Source organism: Ruegeria sp. BE9 (assembly GCF_056538765.1).
On sequence record NZ_JBQFTS010000007.1, the window covers coordinates 85,956 to 100,074 of the forward strand.

General features: G+C 56.8%; 16 protein-coding genes. 6 read left to right on the forward strand and 10 right to left on the reverse strand.

Features of this window, described 5'->3' with window-relative positions; translation table 11 throughout:
• The first annotated feature begins 132 nt into the window (after positions 1 to 132).
• The 3 genes from ACR0EO_RS17390 (at position 133) to ACR0EO_RS17400 (ending at position 4,407) form a co-directional block, all read left to right on the forward strand.
• Positions 133 to 1,779 (forward strand): electron transfer flavoprotein-ubiquinone oxidoreductase, encoded by a 1,647-nt coding sequence (locus tag ACR0EO_RS17390; RefSeq protein WP_480691916.1) that lies wholly within the window; start codon positions 133 to 135, stop codon positions 1,777 to 1,779.
• A gap of 104 nt (positions 1,780 to 1,883) precedes the next feature.
• Positions 1,884 to 3,596, forward strand: a complete 1,713-nt coding sequence (locus ACR0EO_RS17395; protein WP_480691918.1) for a tetratricopeptide repeat protein — start codon at positions 1,884 to 1,886, stop codon at positions 3,594 to 3,596.
• Complete coding sequence (locus tag ACR0EO_RS17400) at positions 3,586 to 4,407, forward strand: 4-(cytidine 5'-diphospho)-2-C-methyl-D-erythritol kinase (protein WP_480691920.1); 822 nt, start codon at positions 3,586 to 3,588, stop codon at positions 4,405 to 4,407. The genes ACR0EO_RS17395 and ACR0EO_RS17400 overlap by 11 nt, the downstream gene beginning before the upstream one ends.
• Here the strand turns inward: ACR0EO_RS17400 and ACR0EO_RS17405 are convergent.
• Entirely contained in the window at positions 4,400 to 5,398 is a 999-nt protein-coding gene (locus ACR0EO_RS17405; protein ID WP_480691922.1) for a polyprenyl synthetase family protein, read from the reverse strand. The two genes, ACR0EO_RS17400 and ACR0EO_RS17405, sit on opposite strands and share 8 nt — an antisense overlap.
• 56 nt (positions 5,399 to 5,454) lie before the next feature.
• Between ACR0EO_RS17405 and ACR0EO_RS17410 the strand changes: the two genes are divergently transcribed.
• The 3 genes from ACR0EO_RS17410 to ACR0EO_RS17420 all read left to right on the forward strand — a co-directional run bounded on the left by ACR0EO_RS17410 (position 5,455) and on the right by ACR0EO_RS17420 (position 6,726).
• On the forward strand, positions 5,455 to 5,670 hold the full coding sequence (locus ACR0EO_RS17410; protein WP_037316655.1) for a putative signal transducing protein: 216 nt from the start codon (positions 5,455 to 5,457) through the stop codon (positions 5,668 to 5,670).
• Complete coding sequence (locus ACR0EO_RS17415; RefSeq protein WP_480691924.1) at positions 5,667 to 6,440, forward strand: tRNA1(Val) (adenine(37)-N6)-methyltransferase; 774 nt, start codon at positions 5,667 to 5,669, stop codon at positions 6,438 to 6,440. Before ACR0EO_RS17410 ends, ACR0EO_RS17415 begins: the two co-directional genes overlap by 4 nt.
• Positions 6,441 to 6,561: 121 nt before the next feature.
• Positions 6,562 to 6,726, forward strand: a complete 165-nt coding sequence (locus ACR0EO_RS17420) for a YdcH family protein (RefSeq protein ID WP_170327212.1) — start codon at positions 6,562 to 6,564, stop codon at positions 6,724 to 6,726.
• On the opposite strand, the gene yddG is transcribed toward ACR0EO_RS17420, so the two are convergent.
• The 9 genes from yddG to ACR0EO_RS17465 form a co-directional block, all read right to left on the reverse strand.
• On the reverse strand, positions 6,723 to 7,589 hold the full coding sequence (yddG, locus tag ACR0EO_RS17425) for an aromatic amino acid exporter YddG (RefSeq protein ID WP_480691926.1): 867 nt from the start codon (positions 7,587 to 7,589) through the stop codon (positions 6,723 to 6,725). The genes ACR0EO_RS17420 and yddG overlap by 4 nt on opposite strands.
• Entirely contained in the window at positions 7,586 to 8,533 is a 948-nt protein-coding gene (locus tag ACR0EO_RS17430; protein ID WP_480691928.1) for a transcriptional regulator GcvA, read from the reverse strand. The genes yddG and ACR0EO_RS17430 overlap by 4 nt, the downstream gene beginning before the upstream one ends.
• A gap of 299 nt (positions 8,534 to 8,832) precedes the next feature.
• Positions 8,833 to 9,555: an acetoacetyl-CoA reductase gene (phbB, locus tag ACR0EO_RS17435; RefSeq protein WP_170573393.1), complete on the reverse strand. Its 723-nt coding sequence runs from the start codon at positions 9,553 to 9,555 to the stop codon at positions 8,833 to 8,835.
• 187 nt (positions 9,556 to 9,742) lie between these two features.
• A complete protein-coding gene (locus ACR0EO_RS17440; RefSeq protein WP_480691931.1) occupies positions 9,743 to 10,918 on the reverse strand; it encodes an acetyl-CoA C-acetyltransferase in 1,176 nt (391 codons plus the stop codon).
• A 183-nt stretch (positions 10,919 to 11,101) separates the two neighbouring features.
• A complete protein-coding gene (locus ACR0EO_RS17445; RefSeq protein ID WP_480691932.1) occupies positions 11,102 to 11,935 on the reverse strand; it encodes an EAL domain-containing protein in 834 nt (277 codons plus the stop codon).
• 89 nt (positions 11,936 to 12,024) lie between these two features.
• Complete coding sequence (locus ACR0EO_RS17450; protein WP_480691934.1) at positions 12,025 to 12,213, reverse strand: hypothetical protein; 189 nt, start codon at positions 12,211 to 12,213, stop codon at positions 12,025 to 12,027.
• 92 nt (positions 12,214 to 12,305) lie between these two features.
• A complete protein-coding gene (locus tag ACR0EO_RS17455; RefSeq protein ID WP_480691935.1) occupies positions 12,306 to 13,277 on the reverse strand; it encodes a sterol desaturase family protein in 972 nt (323 codons plus the stop codon).
• Positions 13,274 to 13,660: a hypothetical protein gene (locus ACR0EO_RS17460; RefSeq protein ID WP_480691937.1), complete on the reverse strand. Its 387-nt coding sequence runs from the start codon at positions 13,658 to 13,660 to the stop codon at positions 13,274 to 13,276. The genes ACR0EO_RS17455 and ACR0EO_RS17460 overlap by 4 nt, the downstream gene beginning before the upstream one ends.
• A 60-nt stretch (positions 13,661 to 13,720) precedes the next feature.
• Positions 13,721 to 14,050, reverse strand: coding sequence for a hypothetical protein (locus ACR0EO_RS17465; protein WP_480691939.1), 330 nt, complete (start codon positions 14,048 to 14,050; stop codon positions 13,721 to 13,723).
• Positions 14,051 to 14,119: the final 69 nt, after the last annotated feature.

Below are 14,119 nucleotides of genomic sequence, written 5' to 3' on the forward strand. Positions count from 1 at the left end.
CCGCATTGCAGCAATGTTACGCCGTGTTTTGATTGACCAAGGTCTTTCAGACCATGTAATCAGCCGTGAAACAATATTGCGCAGACCACGCAGTGAAAGCGCCAATTCGGAAAGTTAGCTAAGGAGCCCGCGATGGCCGAGATTGAACGCGAAGCGATGGAATACGATGTGGTGATCGTGGGTGCAGGCCCCGCGGGCCTGTCGGCGGCCATCCGTCTGAAACAGCTGGATGCCGACCTGAACGTTGTCGTTCTGGAAAAGGGTTCCGAAGTGGGCGCGCATATCCTGTCGGGTGCGGTTCTTGACCCGTGCGGTCTGGACGCCCTGATCCCGGACTGGAAGGAAAAAGGTGCCCCTCTGAACGTGCCGGTGCACGAAGACAATTTCTACATGCTGGGTGAGGCCGGGAAAATCCGCATCCCCAACTTCCCGATGCCGCCGCTGATGAACAACCACGGCAACTACATCGTTTCGATGGGAAATGTCTGCCGTTGGATGGCCGAACAAGCCGAAGAAATGGGTGTTGAAATTTTCCCCGGTATGGCCTGTTCCGAGCTGGTTTACGGCGAGAACGGCGAAGTCAAAGGCGTTGTCGCCGGTGTCTTTGGTCTGGAAGCGGACGGTTCCTATGGTCCGGGCACCGAACCCGGTATGGAGCTGCACGGCAAATACGTCTTCCTGTCGGAAGGTGTCCGTGGTTCGCTGTCCAAAGAAGTCATCGCTAAATACGACCTGTCTGCCGGCAAAGAGCCGCAGAAATACGGCGTTGGCATGAAAGAGATCTGGGAGATCGATCCGGCCAAGCACAAAGAGGGCTCGGTCACGCATACTATGGGCTGGCCCTTGGGCAGCAACGCAGGTGGCGGGTCATTTATCTATCACCTAGAAAACAATCAGGTCTATGTCGGTTTCGTGGTTCACCTGAACTACAAGAACCCGCACCTGTATCCCTACATGGAATTCCAGCGCTTCAAGCACCACCCGATGGTCGCTGAGCTGTTGAAAGGCGGCAAGCGCGTTGCTTACGGTGCGCGTGCGATCACCGAAGGTGGTTACCAGTCGATGCCGAAACTGGTTGCTCCGGGTGTGGCGCTGCTGGGTTGTTCTGCGGGCATGGTCAACGTGCCGCGCATCAAGGGTAACCACAACGCTATGTTGTCGGGCAAAGCCGCAGCCGAGGCCGCCTTTGACGCGATCAAAGCCGACCGTTCGGGTGATGAGTTGACCGCCTATGAGGTTGACGTGCGCGACGGAGCCATCGGCTCGGACCTGAAAAAGGTACGCAACGTGAAACCGATCTGGTCGAAATGGGGCCTGACTGCGTCGCTGATGCTGGGTGGTCTGGACATGTGGACCAACACGCTGGGCTTCTCGCTGTTTGGTACAGTCGGCCACGGCAAGAACGATGCACTGTCGACCGAAGAGGCGAGCAAGCACAAGCCGATCGACTATCCCAAGCCGGATGGTGTGCTGTCCTTTGACCGCCTGACCAACGTCTCGTTTGCAATGACGAACCACGAGGAAAGTCAGCCATGCCACCTGAAGCTGGCTGACCCGTCGATCCCGGTCAACGTCAACCTGCCCAAGTTCGATGAACCGGCGCAGCGTTACTGCCCGGCTGGCGTGTACGAGATGGTTGAGGATGAAGAGGGTGCGCGATTCGTGATCAACTTCCAGAACTGCGTGCACTGCAAAACCTGCGATATCAAGGATCCAAGCCAGAACATTACCTGGACCACTCCGCAGGGTGGGGATGGTCCGAACTATCCGAACATGTAAGCGAAAACATGGGCAATGGCAGGGTCGTGAAGGCTCTGCCATTGCCTCTTTCCAGCCAAAGCCCTAGCTTATTGCGCAGGCAATATCAGCAAGGCAGGATTTTGGTGGCTTCTTTGGTTCGTCGTGCAGCGTTGGCTGTGCTGTTCACCTCGTCTTTTGTTATTTCGGTCCAAGCGGATACGGGTTCCGGCGCGTATTTGGCCGGGCGTCAGGCGATATATGAAAGCGACTATACAGCTGCCGAGCAATATTACGCGCGTGCTCTAAGCGCTGATCCCGAAAATGCCACACTGTTGGAAAGCGTCGTCGTAGCGCGGCTGTCTCTCGGTGAAATCCGTAAGGCATTGCCAGTTGCACAGGTCATCGAAGATCTGGGCTACCCGCTTCAAGCTGCGAAAATGGCCATTGCTGCCAATCTTATCGCCGACGGAAATCTGGACGAACTGCTGAAACGTGACCCTGAAACGCAAGGCGTGGGTCCTTTGGTTGATGGCTTGTTGCAGGGCTGGGCGCATGTGGGTCAGGGTTCCATGACAAGCGCCATGGACCAGTTTGACTACGTCTCTAACCAAGAGGGTCTGCGCGAATTTGCGTTGTACCATAAGGCCCTGGCTTTGGCGTCCGTCGGTGATTTCGAGGGAGCCGAAGCGATTTTCGGCGCTGACAATGCAACTGTAGGCCGGTTCCTGCGCCGCGCGGCGTTGGCCCGAGTAGAGGTGCTGTCGCAGCTGGATCGAAACGAAGACGCGCTGCAATTCCTCGATGAAGTGTTTGTCGCGGGCAGTGATCCGACGATTGAGGGGTATGAAGCCCGACTGGCTGCTGGCGAAACGCTTCCGTTCACGCATGTCGGCTCCGCTCAGGATGGAATGGCCGAGGTGTTCTTTTCCGTTGGCGCCGCGCTCAGCAGCGAGGCCGCTGAGAACTACGTCCTGTTGTACGCGCGCCTAGCCGCATTCCTGCGTCCCGACCATGTAGATGCCATCCTGCTGACCGCCGAATTGCTCGAGGAGTTGGGGCAATATGATCTCGCCGTCGAAGCCTATCGCAAAGTCCCGGCCAGCAGCAGTGATTATCACGCCGCAGAACTTGGTCGTGCCGATGTTCTAAGTCAGTCAGGCAAAAAAGACGCTGCGGCGGAGGTTCTGCAAACTCTGGCCAGTCAGAACCCGGATTTGCCGAGTGTTTATGTAGCGTTGGCTGACTTGCAGCGCCAGGAAGAGAACTATTCGGCCGCTGTTCAATCCTATGACCGGGCCATCGAGTTGAATGAGCGCAGTTCTGGAGCGAACTGGTTCTTGCACTACGCCCGCGGTATTTCGCACGAACGGCTCAAGCAGTGGGATCAGGCTGAAGCTGATTTTCGTCGCGCTTTGGAATTGAACCCTGACCAACCCCAGGTGTTGAATTATTTGGGTTATTCGCTGGTTGAACGGCGCGAGAAGCTGGACGAAGCGCTTGAAATGATCGAACGCGCTGTCGCTGCCCAACCGGAAAGCGGCTACATCGTAGACAGCCTTGGATGGGTTCTGTTCCGTTTGGCTCGCTATGAAGAAGCTGTCGAGCATATGGAACGCGCAGTTGAGCTGATGCCGGTCGATCCGGTTGTGAATGACCATCTGGGTGACGTCTATTGGGCGGTAGGGCGTGCGCGCGAGGCCGAGTTCCAATGGAAACGTGCGCTGTCTTTCATCGACCCTGAAGATGCTGACGGAGAAGCCGATCCAGAACGTATCCGCCGCAAGATTGAGGTTGGGTTAGATGCGGTTCTTGAAGAAGAAGGTGCCGAACCTCTGAAGGTGGCCAATGAAGGTTGAGGCCTTCGCGCCCGCCAAGATCAACCTGTCCCTGCATGTAACCGGCCGCCGAGAGGATGGCTATCATCTGTTGGACTCTTTGGTTGTGTTTGCGGACATTGGCGACACTCTGAACTTTACACCCGGAGAGCAGTTGTCGATTGCGGTAAGCGGTGAACACTCGGCAGGTGTTCCGACCGATAACCGCAACCTTGTCTGGAAAGCAGCAGAGGCCGCTGGTTGGACTGGTCACATCAACCTGAACAAAGTGCTGCCCCACGGGGGTGGAATTGGCGGCGGTTCCTCTGATGCCGCCGCAACTTTGCGCATGATTGCAGATCAAAAGGGGGCGTTGCGGGATGGCATGGCGCTGTCACTTGGAGCGGATGTTCCGGTGTGCATGATTTCCCAGGCAACACGGATGCGCGGTATCGGTGAGCAATTGGATGCCGTCGACCTGCCGGAGCTTCCAGCCTTGTTGGTAAACCCCGGTGTCGAAGTGCCGACTGGCGCAGTTTTTTCGGCCCTGGAGAGCCGTGAAAACCCGCCAATGCCCAAAGGCGTACCAGCGTTCGAAACATCCAAAGACTGCGCGGACTGGCTGCAAGATCAACGTAACGATCTGGAACTGCCGACCAAGAGTTTGGCCACTGAGGTTGGTGTCGTTCTGGATGAGTTGGCGGGTACGAAAGAAGTATTGCTTGCCCGAATGTCGGGTTCAGGCTCAACCTGTTTCGCGCTTTATCCTTCAATGAAAGATGCGCATTTTGCAGCTTACGAGATTGGCGCAGCACATCCAGACTGGTGGTGCCGCGCGGTAAAGCTCAATTAAGGCGCGAGACGACGTAGTCGGCCAGATCGCGCAGCAATGTACGGATTTCGTGGTCCGGCAATACGTCCAGTGATGCCTTGGCCTTGGCTGCCCAGCCAAACGCATCCTCGCGCGTGGCTTCCAGCGTGCCGTACTTGTTCATTAAGGTCAGCGCATGATCCAGATCGCCGTCTTCCTGCCGACCGCGACCGATCGTACGTTCCCAGAAAGCGTGTTCTTCAGGGGTTGCTTGGGCTACCGCCTTGATCACGGGGAGGGTCAGCTTGCGTTCGCGGAAGTCGTCGCCGACGTTTTTTCCGGTTGATTTGCTGTCGCCTTGGTAATCCAGCAGGTCATCCGCGATCTGGAATGCAATACCCAGGGCGTCGCCGTAGTCAAATAGCGCTTTGACCTGCTCCTCGGCTGCTCCGGCAATCACCCCGCCGACCTCGGTTGCAGCAGAAAACAGCGCTGCGGTCTTGCCGCGCACAACTTGCAGGTAAATCGCCTCATTGGTGCCCAGATCGGTTGCTGCGGTCATCTGCAGCACTTCCCCTTCGGCGATGGTTGCCGACGCATTGGCCAGAATATCCAGAACGCGCAGCGAACCGGTTTCCACCATCAGCTGGAAACTGCGGGAAAACAGGTAATCACCGACCAGAACGCTGGATTTGTTGTCCCACAACAAGTTTGCAGTCGGTCGTCCACGCCTTTGGGCGCTTTCGTCGACCACGTCATCATGCAGAAGTGTAGCTGTGTGAATAAATTCAACAGTTGCCGCCAAGCGGATGTGATGGTCGCCTGGGTAGCCGAACAGGCGCGCGGCAGCCAATGTCAGCATCGGGCGCAGACGCTTGCCGCCGGCCTCAACCAAGTGCGCTGTGACTTCGGGGATGCGCGGTGCATGCTCGGACGCCATACGCGTGCGGATCAGCTCATTCACAGCGTCCATCTCGCCGGTCAGAAGTTCTGCCAGCCGCTCATGCGGTTTTGAGATCGTGTCGATATCCATCACACTCCTGATACAAGGCTCGACTTCCGGCGCACCTTGCCCTTACATCCATCCCCATGAAAGAACTTTTGCGCAGCACCGATCCGACGATCCTGGCCTTTGCATCCGCTCTTCTTGAGGGCGAGGATATAGACTGCTTTCAGATGGACGTAAATATGAGCATCCTCGAAGGTGGCATCGGAATCTTCCCTCGTCGCCTGATGGTACGGGCCGATGACCTGACCCGAGCCGAACGAGTGATGCGCGATAACGAAATTCCGTTGGGAAGATGACCCAGTTTGCTGATAGTGAGCTGACCCGGAATGATTTTCTGGGTGGCCGGGTGCGCTTGTGGCAACCTCGGACGGGCTACCGCGCAGGGGTTGACCCTGTGTTGTTGGCAGCTTCGGTCCCGGCGACACGTGGTCACACCGTCTTAGAACTTGGGTGCGGGGCGGGGGCTGCGGTCTTGTGCCTAATGGCCCGAGTTTCCGGCTTGAAAGGGACCGGAGTAGAGCTTCAAGCGCCTTATGCCGATCTGGCACGTCGAAACGCCACTGAAAACGACGCTGCGCTCGAGGTGATCGAAGCAGACCTGAGTGAATTGCCAGCTGAACTGAAACAACGGCAATTTGACCATGTGATCGCAAACCCCCCTTACTATCGTGCGGGGGCTCACAGTCAGGCAACCGATAAAGGGCGCAGTGTAGCGCTGGGAGAAGAAACCCCTTTGGACTATTGGTTCGACGTCGCAGCCAAACGCCTAGCTCCACGCGGATACCTGCACATGGTGCAAAAGGCCGATCGCTTGCCCGATATGTTGGCGGCCTGCACTGGGCGGTTGGGGTCGATCGAGGTTTTGCCATTGGCTGCGAGAACAGGCCGGGCCGCTGAGCTGGTGATTTTGCGGGCCAGAAAGGGAGGGCGGGCGGCATTTCGGTTGCACGCTCCCTTGATTTTGCACGCAGGCGATCGGCACGAAAAAGACGGTGAAAGCTATACGCCACAGGTCTCAGCGGTGCTGCGTGACGGGTCTGCGATCTGCGGCATTTTCAACCTATAGGCATTAACCAGCCGAAATTGTCGGATTTATGACAGATTCTGTGCGTCTGCAGCGTGACAGGGTGGAAACGATGTGGTCAACTTCTTACGTGAAACTCAGACACCAACAAAGGAGTATCGCCATGAGCGTGAGCGCACACCTGACCGAACTGAAGAAAAAACACGAATCTCTCGGTCTTGAAGTTGAACAAGCCCAACGCTCGCCTGGCATCGACGATCTCCATATAGCTCAACTCAAAAAGCAAAAGCTTAGGCTGAAGGAAGAGATCGAGCGATTGTCAAACTAGCGTCGCAGACTGGCTCGCGCGGCTATGACTGCGCCGCCTGTGATTAACACGGCCGCGATCGCCAGACCCCATGAAGGGGCGGCGATCCCGGCCAACACCAAAACAAGCGTAGACAACAATGGGGCTGCATAAGAGGCTGTACCCAAGACCTGAATGTCGCCTTGCTTGACGCCAATATCCCAAACATAAAACGCAAGCCCGACTGGCCCCAGACCGAGCGCCAGTACAGAGGCCCAGCCGATTGTACCATCGGGCCAAACAGTGTCTTCGACCGCTACATGCAGGACCCCGGACGCAATCGCTGTCGCGACGCAGAACACGGCCACTGAACTTGTTGGCGTGTCCCCCAAGCGCCTGGACAACACCGAATAGCCCGACCATGTCAGTGCGCACATTAACGCCAGACCATAGCCAGGCAGGTGGTCCGCCTGAAAGCCGGTGCTGCCGCCGCCGGCGATGATGACCGCAGCGCCTGCAAATCCCAAGCAAGCACCGAAAAGGTGCCCGCTCCGGAGGTGCTCGCCGGGCAGAAGTCCTGAGAACAGAACAATGAGCAGTGGCCAGAGATAAGCGATCAACCCGGCCTCAGCCGCGGGCGCCATGCGCAACGCAGAGAAATACAGCGCGTGGTAACCAAATAACCCAATGGTGCCGAATAAATATGTTGTCCAAGGCACTGCGCGCAGTTGACCCAGCCCTCCATTAGCCCAAGTCCAGATCAACCCCAGCGTGCCGCCGACTGCGAAACAGAGAGTGTTCAGCAATAAGGGCGGTGTAGGGGTCGATCCGACGGTAAAAAGGGCCAACAAGGACCACAACAAAACGGCCACAAATCCTATGGCCGTAGCGCGTTGTCTTGTCATGGGGCGGGAACCTCTTCGACGGGAATGATCTTGAAGTCATCCGAGATATGAGCGGTTTTTTCAATCTCTGACATGAACCAGTCGCGAAAGGCCGCAACCTGCGGTCTGTTTTCGGCACCCGGGAGGCACAGAAACCGGAAACGCCCCCGAGTTTCGATGGCGACTTTGAATGGAGCAACGAGCCGGCCTTCGGTCAGGTCCTTGATGATCATCGCGCGTCGGCCCAAGGCAACTCCGACGCCTGCCACGGCAGCATCAATGGCGTGATCCGCATTCGAGAAATGCGCGCCGTGTGACGGGGTGAATTCAACGTCTACGGCCCTAAACCACGTAGGCCAGTCACTTGGCGGCTGCAGGAACGCGATGGAATCGTCAAAGATCAACGGAGCATCGCGCAGGCTGTCCGGGGTCGGGAATTGCTCAGCCAGTTCCGGCGTCATCACAGGGGTTAGCCACTCTTTGCGCACAGGCAGGGAATACAGCCCTTCGTCCCCGCCGTAGCCAAATCGAATCGCAACATCCACGTCGTCGCGTTCCAGATCCATAATTCGCAACGTGGCCGAGAACTTGAGGTCGATTTCTGGATGTGTCCTGGCAAAGTCATATAGCCGAGGTGCCAGCCACTTGGCCGTTAACGCTGGCCCGGCGGTCACTGTCAGACTGGTGTCGTTACCTTGCCGGCGCGCCGCCTGCCAGGCGGCTTGCAGGGCCGCAAACCCTTCGGCTGTGCCGGGGGCCAGGGCGCGCCCGGCTTCGGTCAGGTCAACAGCCCGGTTCAATCGGTGGAATAGAGCGCGGCCCAAGTGTTCTTCGAGTGACTTGATCTGGAAGGACAAGGCCGCCGGGGTCACGTGCAGCTCTTCAGCGGCTTTCGCAAAGGACATGTGGCGTGCTGCAGCATCAAATGCACGCAATGCGGTCAAAGGGGGAAGGGTGTTGCTCATATTGATAAGAAAAAATTAACTGAAGTTCCCAAATTGCTCGTTTGTCAACTTTAAAATTAAAGTTCATATTCTCCTAAAGTCAAACAAAACTGAATTGAAAGGATACTGCCATGATTGAGATCACCAGCAACCCGGCAATGGCCCGCGCCTTTCAACGCGCGCATCTTGAACGATCCCGCGTGATTAATGACGCTCTTAAATGGCTGTTTGGTTCCCGCTGAACGCAGCGCGCGCGTTCTTACGGGATAAAAAAGGGCCGGTCCAAAAGGACCGGCCCGCTTTTCTTTTGAAAGTCTGAATTAGACGAAGAACTGTGCACCGTTCGCTGAAATCGTCGAACCGTTAATGAACTGAGAGTCCTCCGACGCCAGGAATGCTACGCAACGAGCGATTTCTTCCGGCTCACCCAGACGACCTGCCGGGATTTGGCCGATGATGGCTTCGCGTACTTTCTCTGGCACGGCCATGACCATCTCAGTCGCGATATAGCCGGGGCAGATGGCGTTGGCGGTGATACCTGCACGGGCGCCTTCCTGCGCCAAAGATTTTACGATGCCCAGATCGCCCGCCTTGGTCGCGGCGTAGTTCACTTGTGCGAATTGACCTTTTTGACCGTTGATCGAGCTGATGACGATTACGCGGCCAAACTTGCGTTCACGCATGCCAGGCCAGATAGGGTGTACGGTGTTGAAAACACCAGTCAGGTTGGTGTCGATTACATCTTTCCACTGATCAGGGGTCATCTTGTGGAAGGGCGCGTCACGGGTGATGCCTGCATTGGCAACCACGATGTCGATGGGGCCAACCTCGGCCTCGACCTTTTCGATACCCGCTTTGGATTCGTCATAGTCGGCTACGTTCCACTTGTAAGTGGCGATGCCGGTTTCCTCGGTGAACTTTGCCGCGGCTTCGTCATTCCCCGCATAGGTGGCTGCAACGTTGTATCCTTCGGCCTTGAGCGCCTTGGAAATTGCTGCGCCGATGCCGCGGGAACCGCCGGTGACGAGTGCTGTACGTGCCATTTATGACTCCTCCAATTTTAGTCGTCTTGGTAATGCTGTTACTTTGTGGGGTTGTATTGCGCAATATTGTTTCGTCATGAATTTCGCTATTCTAGGTGGCAATATCGTCGCATCTAAGGGTTAGTGTCCTATTGTAACAAAAAAGGGCGCCCAGTGGACGCCCTTTGCTATTCGGTTATTCAAGCACTTAGTCGCGCTCCACACACAGGGCGACACCCATGCCGCCGCCGATGCAGAGGGTCGCCAGACCCTTTTTCGCGTCGCGGCGCTTCATCTCGAACAGAAGCGTGTTTAGAACCCGGCAGCCCGACGCACCGATCGGGTGACCGATGGCGATCGCTCCGCCGTTCACGTTCACGATCGACGGGTCCCAGCCCATGTCCTTGTTCACGGCGCAGGCTTGTGCGGCAAAGGCTTCGTTGGCTTCAACCAGGTCCAGATCGTCAACCGACCAGCCTGCTTTTTCCAGCGCTTTACGCGATGCGTAGATCGGGCCGACGCCCATGATCGACGGGTCCAGACCGGCTGTTGCATAGGATGCGATGCGGGCCAGAGGCTCGATACCGCGTTTCTCAGCGTTTTCCGCTGACATCAGCAGTGTGGCCGCGGCACCGTCGTTCAGGCCCGAGGCGTTGGCCGCAGTGACCGAACCGTCCTTGGTGAAAGCCGGGCGCAGTTTGGCCATGGCTTCCATGGTGGCGCCGTGACGGATGTATTCGTCGCTGTCCATCACAATGTCACCCTTGCGGGTCTTGATGGTGAAAGGTGTAATCTCATCAGCGAATTTGCCGGCCTTTTGGGCGGCCTCGGCCTTGTTTTGCGAGGCCACGGCGAACTCGTCCTGCATGTCGCGGCTGATCTGCCACTTCTCTGCTACGTTTTCCGCAGTCTGCCCCATGTGATAGCCATTGAAGGCATCCCACAGGCCGTCCCGGATCATGGTATCAATGTATTTCATGTCGCCCATTTTTTGGCCAGCGCGCAGGGCGGCAGCGTGAGGGGACAGAGTCATGTTTTCTTGACCACCGGCGGCAACGATCTCGGCGTCGCCAAGTTGAATGTGCTGCGCACCCAGCGCAACCGCACGCAGGCCCGAGCCGCAGACCTGGTTGATGCCCCACGCAGCGCTTTCCTGCGGCAAACCGGCGTTGATGTGAGCCTGACGCGCAGGGTTCTGACCCTGAGCGGCCGTCAGGACCTGACCCATGATGGTTTCGCTTACCTCGCCCTTTTCTACTCCGGCGCGCTCAACGACCGCCTCGAGAACGGCGGTACCCAGATCGTGCGCTGGTGTATTTGCGAACGAGCCACCAAAGCTGCCGACACCGGTTCTTGCTGCGGATGCGATTACTACGTTGGTCATTTAGACAATCCTTTACCGTCAAGGTCCTGTGGGAACCCTATCGGCGCAGAACGCAGAAGCAATGCCTCTGTGAACCAGAGCGCCTCATGATCCCCCGCTCCAACTGTTCATGGCATAACGTAATGCTGCAATTGCAGCAACGGTCAGCTTGTCTCAGATGACCTAGGGGCAGTTTTTTCGCCTCTAGCTACCTGTTTGACGGGCTTTTTGGTCCTTCCACGGGGCCGAGACCGTTGGTGCGCCGAACAAAAATCCCTGAAGACAGTCCACGCCGTTGGCCACCAGAAACTCTGCGTCTTCTTTCGCTTCGACTGATTCGGCGGTCACCAGGATTTCGAATTCACGTGCGACAGCAACCAAAGCGCGGACCAGTGCCTGATTGTCGGGGTTGTCGCTGACGCCGCGCACGAATTGTCCGTCGATTTTGGCAGCATCAAAAAGAAATTCACGAAAATGGCGGAAACTGAAATTGCTGGCCCCAAAATCATCCAGTGCAAAAGCTATGCCACGTGGCTGTAGGCGGTCCATGAAATCGACCACCAGTTCGGGCACCGTCATGGCTGAGCTTTCCGAGATTTCCAGAATGAGGCGCTCGCCAATTGTGCTGTCCTTCTTCAAGAACCGTTCCAGTACACGGGCCCATCGCGCGTATCCAATCGAGCGGGCGGACATGTTAATGGATAACCGGATCTCGGGGTTTCTGACTAACGTGCGCAACCCCATCTCAAGTGCGATACAGTCCAGTTCACGCCCGATAGGCGTGTTTTCAAGCTGTGGCATGAACTCACGCGCGGGGATGACCCGCCCGGTTTCGTCCAGAACACGGATGAAACCTTCGTAGAAGGCTACGCCGTGTGGGGGGTGGGCCTGCATCACTGGTTGAAAAGCCAGTTTGCATTGCTTGTGTTTCACCGCGTCGGTCGCCATCTGAACGGTAGAGCTGTCGCGAGATGTGACAGCCGCATTCAAGGGGCTGTCTGTACCTTCGGGCATGTCTGCCACATTCCTGTCCCGCATAGTTCTACCAAGCCCCTTCACGTCAGTGATCAGGGTTCGATATCAGGACAAACCTATGAATCTGCGGTTAAGGAAAAACCTTTTGAGGGTCAGCGTACCGTTTCCCATACGCGTCCCAAGGAAGCAGCTGCGCCAATCACGGCTCCCATAAAGCCTAGGGCCATCAAAACGAAGCCAAATGCAACAATGGCAGATGCACCACCAGCGAGCGCTGTCAGCATGGCCAGAACCAGCCCCACAAGGCCCACAATCGTAGAAAGGAACGTCATTCGGTTCATGAAGGCCTCCGACTACTCGATACGCTGCACATCCGATGAACATGGAATGTGAAATCCCGTTTTCAAGGAAAGGGGGCGCGCGATCGGCGGATTTAAGCCTGTTTTGCCTGTGAATTAGGCGCTTTGACCTCCAAATGCTCGAATCCGGGCGTTCCGCGGTCTTCCGGATGCCGGGCCAGATGCTTGGCTTTGATCTGCTCGGAATTATCCCGGCTGCCATCATGGCTGTAGCCTGGAGGTGCAAAACAATAGGCCAAACGTTCGCGCAGGGTTAGTCCGGGTTGGGTTGCATCTCGCCAGATGCCGACCCATTCGTGGAACGCGACACGCAGCGGGTTGAACGTGCCGATATTATGAACCAGCCCGTAGTCAACCTTTTCGTCCTCTTGCTCCGGAACAAAGGTTCCGAACAGCTTGTCCCAAATGATGAAAACTCCCGCATAATTGCAGTCCAGATAGCGCGCATTGCGCCCGTGGTGAACGCGATGGTGGCTTGGAGTGTTCATCACCGCCTCGAACCAGCGGGGCATTTTACCGATGGCCTCGGTGTGGATCCAGAATTGGTACACCAAGTTCAGGCCGCCGCAGAACAGCACCATTGCCGGGTGGAAGCCCAACAGGATTAGCGGGGCGCGGACAACCATCATGAAGGTAAAGGTATAGGTCCAAGTCTGTCGCAGCGCGGTTGTCAGGTTGTAGTGCTGAGAGCTGTGGTGGTTCACGTGGCTGGCCCAGACCCAGCGGATTCGGTGCCCGAAACGGTGCACCCAATAGTACCGTAAATCATCCAGAACAAAGCACAGGATGATAACGGGGATTGAGGTGCCAAGGTTCAAGGGCGTTATTCGCCACAGCCACATAAAGAAGGCATAGGCGATGAAGCCCAGCACAAAGCCCGACGCAATGTTGCCGGCGCCCATGATCAATGAGGTCACGGCATCGCGAGTCTCATATCGGCCGCCTTTGCCCTTGATGGCGATCCACAGAAACTCAGCCAGAATGGCAGCAATAAAGAACGGCACCGCCCATTGTACGGCGTCGGGAAAGGTCACTTGGTCGGTCATGTGGGGTCCATCAGGTGTTGCCAATGAGAACGTTCAAAGTCGTCGAGGCGGACAATAACGCCTGGGGTGCCGAACTCGTGAAACTGGATTTCGAAGCCCTGCGGATGCTCCAGCCAGTCGAAATCAATCAAATGGCGCGCTACGGTGTCGGCCCCAAAGGACCAAAGCAGACCGTTGCCCGCGCTTGTGCGGATTAAAGCAGAATGCCCATCATGCGCGACAGTGACGTCGATAATATCATCATCCGGTGCATGGCGTTGCCACTCCGAACGCGCACTTTCGGGCGTCAGTGAACGCAATTCCGACTTGCCTGTCAGGTGCAGCAACACCGTCACCCCGACGATGCCCCCAACAACCAGTATCAGCAGAATTTCTAGCGCCATTCCGTCCTCCCGCTCAGCAGAGTGCAAAGCGGCAAACGCGCTGTCAAAGGTGGCGTTGCGTCAGCCTGTTTCTAGAACGTCCAGAACTTCGTGTTGAACGACGCGTTCGACAAATGGCACCAGCCCATCCGGACCAGAGGCCCGATCCTTGAGGTGAATACAGATATCCGGTCTGCGGGCGGCAATTATGCCTACCAGTTCACCGCGAACTCTGTCCTCCAGTCCAGCTCCCATGATCGCGCAGACGATCCTGGGTTCAGCATCCAGTTGCCGCCGGACCTCATCCTGATCATGCGCACCAAGCCATTGGATCGGCATGTGATCCAATTGCCGCGCCACGTCGCCGATGACATTTGGTAAGCGACCTATCAACAGTACTACGGGTTTCATTGTCGCCTCCGTAACCAGTTTCGCACCGCCACCGTTTCGGATGGCGGTAACGTTAGTGTAGCATGGAAT